The 14,924-nt window shown below is 71.0% G+C and carries 19 protein-coding genes; 16 read left to right on the plus strand and 3 right to left on the minus strand.

Annotated elements, in window-relative coordinates; genetic code table 11:
- The first annotated feature begins 17 nt into the window (after positions 1 to 17).
- The 8 genes from pyrE to AB0878_RS15420 all read left to right on the plus strand — a co-directional run bounded on the left by pyrE (position 18) and on the right by AB0878_RS15420 (position 4,166).
- Positions 18 to 581 carry an orotate phosphoribosyltransferase gene (gene pyrE / locus AB0878_RS15385; protein WP_366580221.1) on the plus strand — a complete coding sequence of 188 codons (564 nt, stop codon included), beginning with the start codon at positions 18 to 20 and terminating at the stop codon, positions 579 to 581.
- Positions 582 to 661: 80 nt separating this feature from the next.
- Positions 662 to 1,210 carry a sigma-70 family RNA polymerase sigma factor gene (locus tag AB0878_RS15390; RefSeq protein ID WP_366580223.1) on the plus strand — a complete coding sequence of 183 codons (549 nt, stop codon included), beginning with the start codon at positions 662 to 664 and terminating at the stop codon, positions 1,208 to 1,210.
- Positions 1,201 to 1,758: an Asp23/Gls24 family envelope stress response protein gene (locus tag AB0878_RS15395; protein WP_366580225.1), complete on the plus strand. Its 558-nt coding sequence runs from the start codon at positions 1,201 to 1,203 to the stop codon at positions 1,756 to 1,758. Before AB0878_RS15390 ends, AB0878_RS15395 begins: the two co-directional genes overlap by 10 nt.
- Positions 1,755 to 2,123, plus strand: a complete 369-nt coding sequence (locus AB0878_RS15400; protein WP_366580227.1) for an Asp23/Gls24 family envelope stress response protein — start codon at positions 1,755 to 1,757, stop codon at positions 2,121 to 2,123. The genes AB0878_RS15395 and AB0878_RS15400 overlap by 4 nt, the downstream gene beginning before the upstream one ends.
- Positions 2,120 to 2,377, plus strand: coding sequence for a hypothetical protein (locus tag AB0878_RS15405; RefSeq protein ID WP_366580229.1), 258 nt, complete (start codon positions 2,120 to 2,122; stop codon positions 2,375 to 2,377). Before AB0878_RS15400 ends, AB0878_RS15405 begins: the two co-directional genes overlap by 4 nt.
- Positions 2,378 to 2,486: 109 nt before the next feature.
- Positions 2,487 to 2,924, plus strand: a complete 438-nt coding sequence (locus tag AB0878_RS15410; protein ID WP_364054515.1) for an Asp23/Gls24 family envelope stress response protein — start codon at positions 2,487 to 2,489, stop codon at positions 2,922 to 2,924.
- Between the two features lie 182 nt (positions 2,925 to 3,106).
- Entirely contained in the window at positions 3,107 to 3,493 is a 387-nt protein-coding gene (locus tag AB0878_RS15415; RefSeq protein WP_366580545.1) for a DUF2784 domain-containing protein, read from the plus strand.
- A 16-nt stretch (positions 3,494 to 3,509) separates the two neighbouring features.
- Positions 3,510 to 4,166 (plus strand): RNA methyltransferase, encoded by a 657-nt coding sequence (locus tag AB0878_RS15420; RefSeq protein ID WP_366580232.1) that lies wholly within the window; start codon positions 3,510 to 3,512, stop codon positions 4,164 to 4,166.
- A gap of 305 nt (positions 4,167 to 4,471) precedes the next feature.
- On the opposite strand, the gene AB0878_RS15425 is transcribed toward AB0878_RS15420, so the two are convergent.
- The gene (locus AB0878_RS15425; protein WP_366580234.1) at positions 4,472 to 5,275 is read right to left on the minus strand and encodes a hypothetical protein; all 804 of its coding nucleotides are present in this window, start codon (positions 5,273 to 5,275) and stop codon (positions 4,472 to 4,474) included.
- Positions 5,276 to 5,407: 132 nt separating this feature from the next.
- On the opposite strand from AB0878_RS15425, the gene AB0878_RS15430 reads away from it, so the two are divergent.
- Positions 5,408 to 6,430: a glycoside hydrolase family 76 protein gene (locus AB0878_RS15430; RefSeq protein ID WP_366580236.1), complete on the plus strand. Its 1,023-nt coding sequence runs from the start codon at positions 5,408 to 5,410 to the stop codon at positions 6,428 to 6,430.
- A gap of 181 nt (positions 6,431 to 6,611) precedes the next feature.
- On the opposite strand, the gene AB0878_RS15435 is transcribed toward AB0878_RS15430, so the two are convergent.
- Both AB0878_RS15435 and AB0878_RS15440 read right to left on the minus strand, forming a co-directional pair.
- Positions 6,612 to 7,478, minus strand: a complete 867-nt coding sequence (locus AB0878_RS15435; protein WP_366580238.1) for a substrate-binding domain-containing protein — start codon at positions 7,476 to 7,478, stop codon at positions 6,612 to 6,614.
- A 107-nt stretch (positions 7,479 to 7,585) separates the two neighbouring features.
- Positions 7,586 to 8,614 (minus strand): LacI family DNA-binding transcriptional regulator, encoded by a 1,029-nt coding sequence (locus AB0878_RS15440; protein WP_366580240.1) that lies wholly within the window; start codon positions 8,612 to 8,614, stop codon positions 7,586 to 7,588.
- A 106-nt stretch (positions 8,615 to 8,720) separates the two neighbouring features.
- Between AB0878_RS15440 and AB0878_RS15445 the strand changes: the two genes are divergently transcribed.
- The 7 genes from AB0878_RS15445 to AB0878_RS15475 all read left to right on the plus strand — a co-directional run bounded on the left by AB0878_RS15445 (position 8,721) and on the right by AB0878_RS15475 (position 14,501).
- Positions 8,721 to 9,743: a substrate-binding domain-containing protein gene (locus AB0878_RS15445; protein WP_366580242.1), complete on the plus strand. Its 1,023-nt coding sequence runs from the start codon at positions 8,721 to 8,723 to the stop codon at positions 9,741 to 9,743.
- Positions 9,740 to 10,735: an ABC transporter permease gene (locus tag AB0878_RS15450; protein ID WP_366580244.1), complete on the plus strand. Its 996-nt coding sequence runs from the start codon at positions 9,740 to 9,742 to the stop codon at positions 10,733 to 10,735. The genes AB0878_RS15445 and AB0878_RS15450 overlap by 4 nt, the downstream gene beginning before the upstream one ends.
- Positions 10,732 to 11,556, plus strand: coding sequence for an ATP-binding cassette domain-containing protein (locus AB0878_RS15455; protein ID WP_366580246.1), 825 nt, complete (start codon positions 10,732 to 10,734; stop codon positions 11,554 to 11,556). Before AB0878_RS15450 ends, AB0878_RS15455 begins: the two co-directional genes overlap by 4 nt.
- A 1-nt stretch (position 11,557) precedes the next feature.
- Positions 11,558 to 12,418 carry a PfkB family carbohydrate kinase gene (locus AB0878_RS15460; RefSeq protein ID WP_366580248.1) on the plus strand — a complete coding sequence of 287 codons (861 nt, stop codon included), beginning with the start codon at positions 11,558 to 11,560 and terminating at the stop codon, positions 12,416 to 12,418.
- Positions 12,415 to 13,050, plus strand: coding sequence for a nucleoside/nucleotide kinase family protein (locus AB0878_RS15465; RefSeq protein ID WP_366580250.1), 636 nt, complete (start codon positions 12,415 to 12,417; stop codon positions 13,048 to 13,050). The genes AB0878_RS15460 and AB0878_RS15465 overlap by 4 nt, the downstream gene beginning before the upstream one ends.
- On the plus strand, positions 13,047 to 13,793 hold the full coding sequence (locus tag AB0878_RS15470) for an SDR family oxidoreductase (RefSeq protein WP_366580252.1): 747 nt from the start codon (positions 13,047 to 13,049) through the stop codon (positions 13,791 to 13,793). The genes AB0878_RS15465 and AB0878_RS15470 overlap by 4 nt, the downstream gene beginning before the upstream one ends.
- 294 nt (positions 13,794 to 14,087) lie before the next feature.
- Complete coding sequence (locus tag AB0878_RS15475; RefSeq protein WP_366580254.1) at positions 14,088 to 14,501, plus strand: VOC family protein; 414 nt, start codon at positions 14,088 to 14,090, stop codon at positions 14,499 to 14,501.
- Positions 14,502 to 14,924: the final 423 nt, after the last annotated feature.

Raw genomic sequence — 14,924 nt, forward strand, 5'->3', positions numbered from 1 at the left:
GTGTAAGACTCTCGGCCGTGGCGTACCCCGGGTTGGATCAAAGTGCGAAGCTCGAACTGGCCAGGCTGGTCACCGAACTGGCCGTGGTGCACGGCAAGGTGACCCTATCGTCGGGCAAGGAAGCCGACTACTACGTCGATCTCCGCCGGGCGACCCTGCACCACGCGGCGGCGCCGCTCATCGGGAAGCTGCTGCGGCAGCTCACGGCCGACTGGGACTACGTCGCCGCCGGCGGCCTCACCCTCGGCGCCGACCCGGTCGCGCTGGCGATGCTGCACTCCGCCGCGAGCGACGGGATGGTGCTCGACGCCTTCGTCGTCCGCAAGGCGGTGAAGGAGCACGGCATGCAGCGCCGCATCGAGGGCGTCGAGGTGCGGGGGCAGCGCGTGCTGGCCGTCGAGGACACCTCGACCACGGGCGGCAGTGTGCTCACGGCCGTCGAGGCGCTGCGCGAGGCCGGGGCGATCGTCGCCGGCGTCGCCACGGTGGTCGACCGCGACACGGGCGCGCGTGAGGCCATCGAGAAGGAAGGTCTCGAGTACCGCTACCTGCTCGACAAGGACGACCTCGGCCTGAGCTGAGCGCGATTCTCGAAGATCACCGAGAATGCGTGCGTGACGAACGCCCCCTCGCAGGTGTCCCCCTGGTGGAAGGGGGTGCCGTGACCACGACGGAGCTCGACGACGCGACGCTGGTCGGCCGCGCCCGAGACGGCGACGTGCGGGCGTACGAACAGCTCGTGCTGCGTTACCAAGCACCCATGTTCCGGCTCGCGGTGAAGATGCTCAACCACCGTGGCGACGCCGAGGACGTGGTGCAGGAGGTGTTCCTCGGCGCCTGGCGCAAGCTCGCGCAGCTGCAGGACGACAGCGCGTTCGTCGGCTGGCTCTACCGCAGTACCGCCAACCGCTGCCTCAACGTGATCCGCGCGCGCCGTCCGCAGGCCGACGTCGACCTGGAGCTGGCCGAGTCGCCGCGCACCGACGGACAGCCGGAGCACGCGGCGCAGGTCAACGGGCAGCTCGAAGCGCTCAACGCGGCGTTGCAGCAGCTCACGCCGCCGCAACGCGTGTGCTGGCTCCTGCGTGAGGTCCACGGCCGCTCCTACGACGAGATCGCCGAGGTCGTCGGGGTGAACCCGGCGGCGGTCCGGGGCCGCATCGCCCGGGCTCGGGCGCAGCTGGCGGAGGTGATGAAGCCGTGGCGGTGAACCAAGGGTATGAACTGCCCTGCGGCCGGGACCTGGACGCGCTCTGGGACCGGCTCGACGCGGTCGACGAGCACGAGGCGACCTGCCCGCACTGCGGCACCGCGCGCGCGAGCCTCCTGGCGTTGCGTGAGGCAACGGCCGAGCTCGTCGCCGAGCCGGATCCGGTGCCGCCGGGCCTGGTGGGACGCATCATGTCGGCCGTGCGCGCGGAGGCGCGGCGCGGACAGATGCTCGACCTGCCGACGCCGGAACCAGGTCGCGTGGAGGTGAGCGAGGCGGCCGTGGCCGTCGTGCTGCGGTATGCGGCCGACTCCGCGGGTGACGTCCGCGCGCGGCGCTGTCGCGTCCGCGCGGTCGGGGTGGCTTCCGACGGGGGCGGGATCGTCGAAGTCGAGCTCACCCTCGCGGTGCGGCTGGGCAACGTCGCCGGTGCCGAGACGTTGGCCCGGGTGCGCGAACGCGTCACGGCCGCGGCCGCGGCGCGCGTCGGGCTGACGCTCGCGAAGCTCGACCTGCTGGTCGAAGACGTGTACGAGGACGGGGAATGACGGGCGAGGCCGAGTACGTGATCGCGGACCCTGTGGTCGCGAGCGTCGCGGCCCGGGCCGCGCTCGACACCCCCGGCGTGGTGCGGCTGGAGCCGGGCTTGCGCGGTCTCGTCACGGCGTGGACGCGGGCGGCGCGCGGGCGGTGGCAGGGGCTGGATCCGGCCCCGATCGACGGCGTGCGCGTGCGCAACGTCGAGGGCGGGCTGTCGGTGGAGGTCGACGTGGTGACGTCGGCGTTCGACCAGGCCGCCGCCGTGGGGCGAGCGGTGCAGCGGTCGGTGATGCGCGTGGTGGCCGAGCAGACGGGGCTGGCGGTCGGCGCGGTGGTGGTGTCCATTGTGGATATCGAGCTGGAGCGCCGGTGAGGGTCGCCGAACGCGTGGTCGCGGCACTGGCCGATGTGGAGGGATTGCGGCCGTCCGTCGAGCGGAGTTGGGGTTCTGCGGTGGATCTGACGCCGGAGGCGGTGCATGTCCGGCTGATCGCCACGCGGCTGCCGCTGCCGCCGTTGCTGGCGCGGGCGGAGGCCGTGGTGCGGCCCGTGCTGGCGGACACGGAGTGGGCGGGCGCGACGTTGCGGCTGATCGTCACCGACGTCGACGCCGGTGCGTTCTCCTGAGCGTCACACGATCGGGTCGTGACGATCACCGGGCCGTTGTGTCGAAGAGGTGACGGGGCAGGAAAGCCTTGTCCCGCCGCGCTTCCCAACCTACTGAGGGAGATTTTCGATGACTGTCGCCGAGAAGACCGTTGACCTCGTGGTGGCTCCTGGCCTCGTGACCGACCAGGGCACCACGACGATCGCCGACGTGGTCGTGCAGAAGATCGCCGGTCTCGCCACGCGCGAGGTGCCGGGCGTCCACGCGCTGGGCGGCGGCGCGGCGCGGGCGCTGGGGGCGCTGCGCGACCGCATCCCGGGCGCGTCGGCGAGTGCGGGCCAGGGCGTGGCCGTGGAGGTCGGCGAGAAGCAGGCGGCGGTGGACCTGGAGATCGTCGTCGAGTACGGCGTGCCCATCGCGGACCTTTCGCGCCAGGTTCGGCGCAGCGTGATCGGCGCGATCGAACGCATGACGGGGCTGGAGGTCGTCGAGGTGAACATCAACGTCGGCGACGTGTACATCCCGAGTGCGGACGAAGAGCCCACCACGAGTGATCGGGTGCGGTGAGGGATCTTTCCGGCACGGAGTTCGTACCCGGAGTGACCACTCCGTTACCCCTCGGGTGAACGCGTTGCTCCCCTGGGTTGAACATCACAGCGAGTGAGAAATTTTCGCCCGCCGGGGCACGGTTACCGGAGTAACGTCGCTGGTAGAAGCCGTGGGGAAAGGGGGCGGTGGTGAACGCTTCGGTGGCGCATTTCCTCGCCGACGTGACGGTGGCGGTGCACATCCTCGCCCTCTTGTTCATCGGGCTCGGCGGTTTCCTCGCGTGGCGCTGGCCGCGCGTCGCTCTCGTGCACGTGTTTTTCGCGGCGTGGGGCGTGCTGGTGAACGTCACCCCGGTCCCGTGCCCGCTGACCGCGGCGGAGAACTTCTTCCGGCACCAGCAAGGACTTGGTGACTTGCCGGGCGGGTTCAACGCGTACTACCTGTACGACACCGTGGTGCCGCGTTCGCTGCTGCCGGCCGTCGCGGTGATCGCGTTGGCGCTGGTCATCTTCTCCTACGTCGGCGCCTACCACCGCTGGCGTCACCGCCACGACGACACTCCGGCTCACCGCGTCCGCCTGGGCTGAGCGAGAATCGTCCCTTGTGACGGAAGATCCCGAGGCCGGCCCCACCGAGTGGGTGGGTCGTGAACCGGTTGGTGTGGGTCCTTGGGTGGGCTCGTGGCCCACGGACCCGCGGTACGACCCTGAGTTGCTGGAGCACGGGGACCGTCGGAACGTGGTGGACGCGTACCGGTACTGGCGCCGCTCGGCCATCGTGTCCGATGTGGATGCTCGGCGCCATCCGTTCCACGTGGCCATCGAGAACTTCCAGCACGACCACAACATCGGCACGGTCGTCCGGACGGCCAACGCCTTCGCTGCCGCCGAGGTACACATCGTGGGGCGCCGGCGCTGGAACCGCCGCGGGGCGATGGTGACGGATCGGTACCAGCATCTGCGACACCACGAGGATGTCGCGGGGCTGGTGTCTTTTGCCGCTTCTGCCGGGCTTGCGGTAGTTGCGGTGGACAACACGCCGGGTTCGGTGCCGGTGGAGGTGGCTTCGCTGCCGCGGAAGTGCGTGCTGCTCTTCGGCCAGGAGGGGCCGGGGCTGTCGGAAGAGGCTCAGGCTGCTGCGTCGATGGTGTTGTCGATCGCGCAGTTCGGGAGCACGCGGTCGATCAACGCCGGGGTTGCGGCGGGGATTGTGATGCATGCTTGGGTTCGGGAGCATGCGGATTTGTCTCGGTCTTGGTGATTTTGCCGAGGACCGGCTCGACCCGCTGGCGCGGATCATTGCCTTGTTCCGCGGTGTGCGCGGGCACCCCGATTTTTTAGTGTCACTACGGTCTGGACCACTTGTCAAGGCGGGAAAGAGTACCTTGACAAGTGGTCCAGACCGCGTGGAAGGCGGGGATCGAGGTGCAGGGCCGGGTCTGGGTGCGCCTCGGGTTGTGTAGGTCGGTCGCCGGATTTCGGTGTTGTGGGCCGCTTCTTTGAGTTTGTTGCGGGGTTGGGCTGGGGTCGCTGGGTGGCTCCAGCTGGGCGCCTGGGTTAGGGCTTTCAGCGGTGGGCGGGCGCCGGAGCGGTGACGCCGGTGCGGCGCTGGGCAGGAGCCGGGGCGGCGGCGCGGGTGCGGCCGACGGCGGCAGTGGTGCCGCGCTGCGCGGGCGCGCTGATCCGTCGTGCGGGAGCCGCGGCACTGCCGCGCTGCTCGTGAGCTGCGGCGGCAACACCGGTGCGACCGGTCGGCGCCGGCGCGCTGGCCGGGGCGACGCCCCGAGCGGGAGCAGCGGTGCCGCGCTGGGCAGGAGCAGGTGCAGAAGCGCCGATGCGACCGGCCCGGGCCGGGGCAGCCGTGCCGCGCCGGGCGGGAGCGGGTGCGGTGGTGCTGCGTTCGGCGGGTGCGGAGGCGCCGGTGCGGCCGGCCGGGGCCGCTTGACGCCGGGTCGGGGCAGCCGTGCCGCGCTGGGCGGGAGCAGATGCGGTGGTGCCGCGCTGGACCGGGGCGGCGACACCGGTCCGACCTGCCGGAGCCGTGGCCGCTCGGCGCTGGGCCGGGGCAGCCGTGCCGCGCTGGGCGGGAGCAGGCGCGGTGGTGCCGCGTTCGGCGGGTGCGGCGACATCGGCGCGGCCGGCCGGGGCCGCTTGGCGCTGGGCCGGGGCAGCCATGTCGCGCTGCGCGGGAGCGGGAGTGGGTGCGGCGGTGCCGCGCTGCGCGGGTGCAGGAGCAGCGGTGCGCTGGGCGGCAACCGGAGCCGGAGCGCTGGTGGGCGCGGCGTTGGCGGCCGGGCCGAAAAGCGCGAGAGCGCCGCAGGCGGCGGCCACGCCGATGAGACCGGAAACGGTGAGCTTCTTGGCGTTCATGGTGTTCTCCCCGACTGTCGAGTGGATCTTGGGCCTCACCGAACGTAGGGGCGGGTTGTCAGGAACCGGTTTCAATCGGGTCAGGCCGGGATCAGGGGGCGGCATCCTGCGCGAACGGGCAGAATCGCGGGTATGAGCGTCGACCGGGTTGGGCGGGCGGCTGCGGCGGAGCGCGCCGTGCGGGGGCGGCACCTGCGGCGCGTCTGGGGTGTGCCCGGGACGGTGCTGGGGCGCAGCGGCTGGCCGCCGACCGTCGGGCAGCGGTTGCACTGGCACTGGAACTACTGGTGGCAGGCGCATTTGCTCGACTGCCTCGTCGACGCCCAGCTGCGCGACCCGCAGCCCGAGCGGGCGAAGGTGATCGTGCGGTTCGCGAAGTCCGTGCACTTCCGCAACTTCGGAAAGTGGATCAACGACTACTACGACGACATCGCCTGGCTCGGCCTTGCCCTGCAACGCGTCCGCGCGCTCGACCTGTCCGATGTGGACCGCGCCATCGCGGACATTGACGCCCAGCTCCACGAAGGCTGGACCGATGACGCCGGCGGCGGCATCTGGTGGCGCCGCGGCGACACGTTCAAGAACGCCCCCGCCAACGGCCCCGCCGCCATCTTCCACGCCCGCGAAGGCGACGCCACCCGCGCGCGCGACATGACGAAGTGGCTCACCGACACCCTCGTCGACCCCGCCACCGGCCTCGTCTGGGACGGCCTCCGCGTCGACACCGGCGAGCTCATCAAGCACATTTTCACCTACTGCCAAGGCGTCTACCTCGGCGCATGCCTCGAACAGTCCAATGTGGACGCCGCCTCTCGCACCGTCCGCGCCATCGCCACCCACCTCGCCCCCTCGGCCATCCTCCGCGGCCAAAACGGCGGCGATGGCGGCCTCTTCGCCGCCATCGCCGCCCGCTACCTCGCCCTCGCCGTGCCGCGCCTGCCCACCCCCGAAGCCGCCACCGCCCGCACCCTCGTCCTCACCACCGCGGACGCCTGCTGGTCCGGCGCCACCCAGACACCCACCGGCCCCCTGTTCAGCGCCGAATGGGCCACCCCCGCGCCCCTGAGCCCACCCCCCGCTGACGCTCCCGAACGCGACCTCTCCGTCCAAACCGGAGCGTGGCTACTCCTCGAAGCCGCCGCGACGCTCGCCTAGGCCGACGCTTGTCCACAGGCACCCCGAGTTGTGGATAACTTCGGCCCTCGCGCCTCGATCACGAATTTTTGTCGGTGGGGGCCGATAGAATGGGTCCAGGGCCTGCCCCCTGGGAGGGCGGGGCCGCGTGCCGGCGGTGGTGAGAGCGAAACCGGGCGGGGAGAGCGAAAGCCGTGAAGCTCTAGCAGCCGCATGAAGCGCGGTGCAAGAACCGTGGCGCAAGCCGCACCGCTTCCGGGCGGCGGTCTGGCTCCTGCACCCGCGCCATGAGCAGCTGCACGGCCCGGCGGCCGATTTCCGAGATCGGCTGGGCCATGGTGGTGATGGCGGGAGACACGGTGCGCGCCCAGGCCATGTCGCCGAAGCCGACGACGGCGAGTTCGGCGCCGATGTGGATGCCGCGGCGGTGGGCTTCCCATTGGACGCCCATGAGCATCGACTCGCCGGCGACGACCACTGCGGAAGGCGAGGGCCAGCCGTCCAGGAGTTTGGCGGCGGCGCGGGCCGCGCCGCCCGGGGAGGACATGCCGCAGGCGACGAGTTCGGGGTTGTAGCGCAGGCCGGTGCGGTCGAGGCCGAGGCGGTAGCCCAGCGTGCGTTCTTCGCTGACGGCCGAGTCGGCGGCGCCGGTGATCATGGCGATGCGCCGGTGCCGCCGCGAAGCCAGGTGCTCCACCAGCGAAGACACCGCCTGGATGTTCTCCGAGCCCACCTGGTCGACGTCGTTGCGGCCGGCGATGCGGTCGACCAGCACCGTGGGGACGCCCGTGCGCACCAAGCCGTTGATGACCGCGTCGTCGCCGGGGGCCGGGACCAGGAGCACCCCGTCGACGCGGTCCGCCCGCAGCGCGCGCACCACGGCCGCCTCTTCGGCGACGGAATCGTGGGTGTCGGCGAGCATGAGGTCGCAGCCGGCGCGCGCGGCGGCGCCGCGGATCGCGCGCAGCAAATCGCCGGTGTACGGGTTCGCGTGCATGCCCAGGGCAACACCGAACCGGTGCGTGACCGGCGTACCCCAAACCGGGATCTCCGGCGCCAGAGCGGTCATGTGCGTGGCCCTCGTCGTCGTGCTTACCCAACGGTAACCGCTCGGGAGGCCCAGCCGAGATGCGCGAAAGGCGATCCACTCCAAGAATCACCAGTGTGAGTGAACGGTCAGGCCGCTCCGGGGCACCCGCACGACTGCCGGTGGCGCAGCGTGGGCGGCAGCCGCACGGTCTCGGCCGCGCGCGTCGGGTCGGCGAGGCGGGCCAGCAGCAACTGCACGGCGCGGCGGCCGATCTCCTCGATCGGCTGCGCCATCGTGGTCAGCGGTGGATCCACCAGGTCGGCCCACTCCACGTCGTCGTACACGACCACCGGCAGGTCACGGCCGATGCGCAAGCCGCGCCGGCGGGCCTCGTGCAGGACGCCGACCATCATGCTGTCGTTGGCCACCACCAGCGCCGTCGGCGGTTCCGGCAGCGCCAGCAACGTGCTCAACGCCAGCGCGCCGCCGTCGCGGTGCGAGTTCCCGCAGGCCACGAGGTCGGGCGACCACGCGAGCCCCGAACGGCCCAGGCCCAACCGGTAGCCGAGCACGCGTTCGTCGCTGGTCGTGAGGCCGGGCGCGCCGGAGATCATGCCGATCCGCCGGTGCCCGAGCGACGCGAGGTGCGCCGTCAAAGCCGAGGTGGCCTGGATGTTCTCCGCCCCGACCTGGTCGACGTCGGTGCGGGTCGAGAGCCGGTCGATGAGCACCGTCGGCACGTCCAGCGACACGAGTTCACCGATCACCGAACCGTCGCCCGGGGAGGGAGTCACCAGCAGGCCGTCGACGCGACGGGACCGCAGGGCCCGCACCACGTCACGTTCGGTCGCCGTGGCGTCGTGCGTGTCGGCGAGCAGCACCGTGTAGCCGTTGGCGGAGGCCTCCCGCTCGATCGCCTGCATCAGCGCCGCGAAGTACGGGTTGGCGACCAGCGAGATCGCCATCCCGATCGAGCGCGTACCGCCCGTGACCAGCGAACGAGCGATCGCGTCACCGGTGTAGCCGGTGGTCTCGATGGCCCGCAGCACGGCGGCCTTCGTGTCCTCCGCGACGGCGCGCGTGCCGTTGACGACGTGCGAAACCGTCGTGATCGACACCCCGGCGAGCTCCGCGATGTCGCGCTGGGTGGGCCGGGAGGAGCGGGTTGGTGGCATGTCAGTCCTTCACGAGGTTCACTCGCAAGCGTTTGCGCAAACGCTTGCGACGTGTGCTGAGTCTGTCTACCTTGCCGACCATCGGCAACCTCGCAGGAGGGCATCCATGAGACAGCGCAGTCTCTCCGCACTGGTGCTGATCGTCGCAGTCGGCGCGATGGTCACCACCGGCTGCACGGTCGAGCGCCACTGGGGCGGCAACACGACCCCGGCCGGCAGCGGCAAGGCCAAGGTCGGCCTGGTCACCAAGACCGACACGAACCCGTACTTCGTCGAGCTGCGCAACGCGGCCAGTGCGGCCGCGAAGGCCAACGGCGCCGACTTCAGCGCGCTCGCCGGCCAGTTCGACGGCGACAACGACGGCCAGGTCCGGGCCATCGAGAACCTGATGCAGCAGGGCGTGAACACGATCCTGATCACCCCGAGCTCGTCCACCGGCGTGCTCAAGGCGATCAAGGACGCGCGCGACGCCGGCGTGCTCGTGATCGCGCTCGACACCGCCACCGAGCCGGCCGACGCCGTCGACGCCACGTTCGCCACCGACAACTTCGCGGCCGGCCAGCAGCAGGGCGCGTACGTCAAAGCCGCGCTGGCCGGCGTCGACCCGAAGCTGCTGATGGTCGACGGGACCGCCGGCTCCTCCGTCGACACCGAACGTCACGGCGGTTTCCTCAAGGGAATCGGCCTCACGGACTCCTCGCCCCAGATCAAGGGCCACACCGCGGCCAACGGCGACCAGAGCCTCGCGCAGCAGGGCATGGAGAACCTGTTGCAGCGCACCACGGACATCAACGCCGTGTACTCCATGAACGAACCCATGGGCCGCGGCGCGTACGCCGCGCTCAAGGCCCGCGGACTCACCGACCGCATCGTGATGGGCTCGATCGACGGCGGCTGCGAAGGCGTGCAGAACGTCAAGGACGGCCTCTACGCGGCCACGGTCATGCAGTTCCCGAAGAAGATGGCCGAACAGGGCGTGCTCGCGGCCGTCGAATACGCCAAGACCGGCAAGAAGCCCACGGGTTTCGTGAACACCGGCTCCACCGTGATCACCGACAAGCCCATGCCGGGCGTCCCCAGCCAGAACACCACGTGGGGCCTGCAGAACTGCTGGGGAGGCGCGAAATGACCACCGCGACGGTGAACGGCACCCGGGAGCGCGAGTCGCTCGGCGAGTTCCTCCTGCGCGCGCCCGCGGTCGGCCCCGCGCTCGCGCTGATCGTGGCCATCGTGGTCTTCTCCCTGGCCACGGACACGTTCTTCGACCTCGACAACCTGTCCACAGTGGTCCAGCAGTCGCTGGTCGTCGGCACGCTCGCGCTCGGCCAGACGCTGATCATCCTCATCGCCGGCATCGACCTGTCCAACGCGGCGTCGATGGTCGTGGCGACGCTGATCATGGCCAAGCTCGCCGCGGCCGGCACCAACGGCTTCGTCGCACTGCTGGCGGGAATCGCGCTGACGGTGCTCGTCGGCCTGTTCATCGGCACACTCGCCACGCGGATCAAGCTTCCCGCCTTCATCATCACGCTCGGCACCTTCACCGGCCTCACCGCCGTCGCGAAGCTGATCGCCGGCGGCCAGGCCGTGCCGGTCACCGACGGGCTCCTGCAATGGCTTGGCACCAAGCGTTACCTCTTCGGCGGCATCCCGATCACCTACGGCATGACGCTCGCGCTGATCATGTTCCTCATCGTCTGGTACTCGCTCACGAAAACCGCGTGGGGCAAGCACGTCTACGCGGTGGGCAACGCGCCGGAGTCCGCGCGCCTGTCCGGCATCAAGGTCAACCGCACGGTGATCTCCGTGTACCTGGTCGCGGGCTTCTGCTTCGGCATCGCCGCGTGGCAGGCGCTCGGCCGCACGCCGAACGCCGACCCGAACCAGTTCCAGCTCGGCAACCTCGACTCGATCACCGCCGTGGTCCTGGGCGGCACCAGCCTCTTCGGCGGCCGCGGTTCGGTGCTGGGCACGTTGTTCGGCGCGCTGGTCGTGGCGGTGCTGCGCTCGGGCCTCACTCAGATGGGCGTGGACGGCAACTACCAGGACCTCGCGACCGGCGCGCTGCTCATCGCCGCCGTGGTCGTCGACCGGATCGCACGGAGGCAGCAGCAGTCATGACTTCCGACAACGGGCAGCAGACCACGCTTTCCGCACGCGGCCTCGTGAAGCGCTACGGCCGCGTGACCGCCATCAACGGCGCCGACTTCGACCTCTACCCCGGCGAGGTGCTCGCCGTCGTCGGCGACAACGGCGCCGGGAAGTCCAGCCTCATCAAGGCGTTGTCGGGTGCGCTGATCCCCGACGAGGGCGAGATCCGCGTCGACGGCCGGGTCGTGCACTTCAAGTCCCCTTTGGACGCTCGCCACCACGGGATCGAGACGGTGTACCAGGACCTGGCCGTGGCGCCGGCGCTGGACATCGCGTCGAACATGTTCCTGGGCCGGGAAAAGCGGCTGCGCGGGCCGTTCGGCGGCATCGCGCGCAAGCTCGACACGGGCGAGATGCGCAAGGAGGCGCAACGGATCCTCGACGAGCTGGGCATCAACATCAAGTCCATCAACCAGCTCGTCGAGACGCTTTCGGGCGGCCAGCGCCAGGGCGTCGCGGTGGCGCGCGCGGCGGCGTTCGGCACGAAGGCCGTGATCATGGACGAGCCGACGGCCGCGCTCGGCGTCGCGGAGTCGGCGAAGGTGCTGGAGCTGATCGGGCGCATCCGCGACCGCGGGCTGCCGGTGGTGCTGATCAGCCACAACATGCCACACGTGTTCGACATCGCCGACCGGATCCACGTGCACCGGCTGGGCAAGCGCGTGGCCGTGGTGTCGCCGAAGACGCACACGATGAACCAGGTCGTCGGCCTGCTGACGGGCGCGCTGCAGCTCGACAAAGGCGGTGAGGTCGTGGAGGTCGCGGCCACCACGCACGCCGGGCTCACCTGACGTGCGCGTGCTGCTGGCGGGGTTGTGCACCGTCGACGTCGTGCAACGGGTCTCGCAGTTCCCGGCGCCGGGCGAGAAGGTGCAGTCGCTGCGGGTGGACGTCGCGGCCGGCGGGCCGGCGACCAACGCCGCGGTGACCGTGGCCGCGCTCGGGGCCGCCGCGACGCTCGTGACCGTCGTCGGGGCCCACCCGCTGGCAGCGCTCGCGCACGCCGACCTCATCGCGTGCGGGGTCGACGTCGTGGACCTCGACCCCGCGCGTACCGATTCGCCGCCGCTGAGCGCCGTGGTCGTGCGCGCCTCCGACGGGGAGCGAACGGTCGTTTCGCGCAACGCGGCTTCCGGTGCGCCGGTGGAGGTTCCGGATCTCAGCGAGTTCGTGCGTCAAGCGGACGCCGTGCTCGTCGATGGGCATCACCCCGAGCTCGCGCTCGCCGTCGCGCGGGCCGGGCGGTCACTCGGCGTGCCCGTCGTGCTCGACGCCGGCAGCTGGAAACCGGTGCTCGACGACCTGTTGCCGCTGGTCGACGTCGCCGCGTGCTCCGCGCACTTCGCCGCGCCCGGGCCGGGGCTGCGTGAACGCGGAGTACCCGTCGTGATCAGGACCGCGGGGCCGGATCCGGTGCGCTGGAGCACTGCGGAAGACTCAGGCCAGGTGCCTGTCAACGATGTCGAGGCGCGGGACACACTGGGGGCCGGCGACGTGTGGCACGGCGCGCTCGCGCACGCGGTCGCGGCCCGTGGAAGCTCGGTGGACGGGTGGATCCGGCACGCGAACGCGGTGGCGGCCGAGCGCGTCCGCCACGTGGGGCCGCGGTCGTGGACGGCGGCGATCTCGAAGTTGGGAGAAGGAGTGCGATGACGGCGTTCGAAGACCTCCTGGCACGGGCCGAAGGGCTCGCCAAGCCGCGGCAGCGCAGCGTGCTCGGCATCATCGGCGCGCCCGCGTCCGGCAAGACCACGCTGGCCTGGGCGATCGCCAACGCGCTCGGCTCCCGTGCGGCCGTCGTCGGCATGGACGGCTTCCACCTCGCGCAGGTGGAGCTGCGCCGGCTCGGCCGCGCCGAGCGCAAGGGCGCGCCCGACACGTTCGACGCCGCGGGCTACGTCCACCTCATCCGCCGGCTCGCGAAGGGCAAGGAAACCGTGTACGCGCCGGAGTTCCGCCGCGAGATCGAGGAACCCATCGCCGGTGCGGTCGCGGTGGCGCCCGAGGTGCAGCTCGTGATCACGGAGGGCAACTACTTGCTGCTGCCCGACGACCCGTGGAGCGGCGTGCGCCAGTACCTCACCGAGGCGTGGTTCCTGGCGCCCGACGAGCCGGAGCGGATCGAACGGCTGGTTTCGCGCCACCGTCGTTACGGCCGGTCACTGGTCGAGGCCCGCCAGCGGGCGCTCGGCTCGGACCAGCGCAACGCCGACCTCATCGCGAGCACGCGTGACCGTGCCGACCTCGTGCTGGAGAACCTGCCGCTCGTGAACTTCGCCCTGTGAGCGGAGTTCTCGTTGTCACGGGCGGCAGCCGGGGCATCGGCGCGGCGATCTGCACGCTCGCCGCTTCGCGGGGCTACGACGTGGTGGTCAACTACTCCGGCGACTCGGAGCCGGCCGCGGAGGTCGTTTCGCAGGTGCGCGCGCACGGGCGCAAGGCGCTCGCGGTACGCGCCGACGTCGCCGACGAACGGCAGGTCCGCAAGCTCTTCGGCACCGCCGGGGAGATGGGGTCGCTGGTCGGCGTCGTGAACAACGCGGCCATCACGGGCAACACGCCGGGGCGCCTCGACGAGCAGAGCGCGGCCACTGTGCGGCGCGTGCTGGAGGTCAACGTCGGCGGGGTGTTCCTGTGCTGCCGCGAGGCCGTGCGGCGGCTCTCGACTCGGTACGGCGGTCCCGGTGGCGCCATCGTCAACGTCTCGTCCACGGCCGCGCGCACGGGCTCGGCCGGCGAGTGGGTGCACTACGCGGCGACGAAGGCTGCGGTCGACACGCTCACGTACGGCTTGGCGCAGGAAGTGGCGGGCGAGGGGATCCGGGTGAACGCCGTCGCGCCCGGCCTGGTGGCCACGGGCCTGCACTCCGCGGCCGGCTTGCCGGACCGCCTCGAGCGATTGGCGCCCGGGATCCCGCTGGGTCGGCCGGGCGAGCCGGAGGAGATCGCCGAGGCCGTGCTGTGGCTCCTGTCACCCGCGTCGTCGTTCACGGTCGGCGCCGTGCTGGAGGTCGGCGGCGGCCGCTGAAAGTGCGTCCCACCATGTGGTCTTCGCGCATTTCAGCGTTCCGCTGGGGCGCTACTCGTGTTCACGTCATCCCGGCTTGTGGGACGCCGGGCGACGAGGAGATCACGATTCGTGGCGGAAGTCGGTGAATCCGCCCGCCCTATCGGGGCGGCTGTGTCACTCTGGTGGAGCCTCCGGGGCAGTCGGACGACCGGGGCCGCGGCGGCGCCGGTTCACGGGGTGGGTGACAAGCGCCCCGCGTCGCAAACGCACGGAGTGCGCAGCCGGGGGTCGGAAAGGACGGCCGCAAAAGTCATGCCCAAGCTCACGTCTGTGCACCATCTGGCGCTCACCGTGACCGATGTGGAACGAAGCGTCCCGTGGTACGCGCGGGTGCTCGACCTCGAGGAGTGCCACCGCCGCGAAGACCCGGAAACCGGGATCCACAAGGTCGTGCTGAAGTCCGCGGGCGACGGGTTCTCCGTCGTCCTGGTCCAGCACCCCGACACCGACCGCCGCTGCTTCGACGAACGCCGGACGGGGCTCGACCACGTCGCGTTCTCGGTGTCGTCGAAGGCGGAACTCTGCGAGTGGGAGGACCGGCTCTCGGAGTACGGGGTGTCGTACCTGCCGCCCACGACGTCGCGCACGTTCGAGGGCTCGTCGGTGATCGTGTTCCGGGACCCGGATGGGATTCAGCTGGAGATCTGGTCGGATCCGGAGCTGTAGAGCCTCGTTTTGCGGGGCTGGCCTCGTTTTGCTGGGCTGGCCTTGGGTTTTGGCGAGGCGGGTTTGGTCGTGGCTGAGGTTGGTTGTCCGAGCTTCGTTGTGGTGGCGTGGTTTTGGCGGCGCTCGGGCTTGAGCTGTGGTGGTGGCTGGGCTCGCCGTTGGTGATGTGGTCGTCGGAAGCCCGGAAGCCCGGAAGCCCGGAAGCCCGGAAGCCCGGAAGCCCGGAAGCCCGGAAGCCCGGAAGCCCGGAAGCCCGGAAGCCCGCAAGCCCGCAAGCCCGGGCAGTTGCGGGTCGGTTTCCGTTGTGGCGCCGAACAACTCCGGTGATGGCTGTGCCTCACCGCGCTCGCGGTTTCTCGATACCGGCCGGGCGATCGGAGTTATCCACACCCTGGGTCCAGTTGTGGACAAGTCGGCGGTTTG

Source organism: Amycolatopsis sp. NPDC047767, assembly GCF_040704195.1.
In the GTDB taxonomy this organism is placed as follows: domain Bacteria; phylum Actinomycetota; class Actinomycetes; order Mycobacteriales; family Pseudonocardiaceae; genus Amycolatopsis.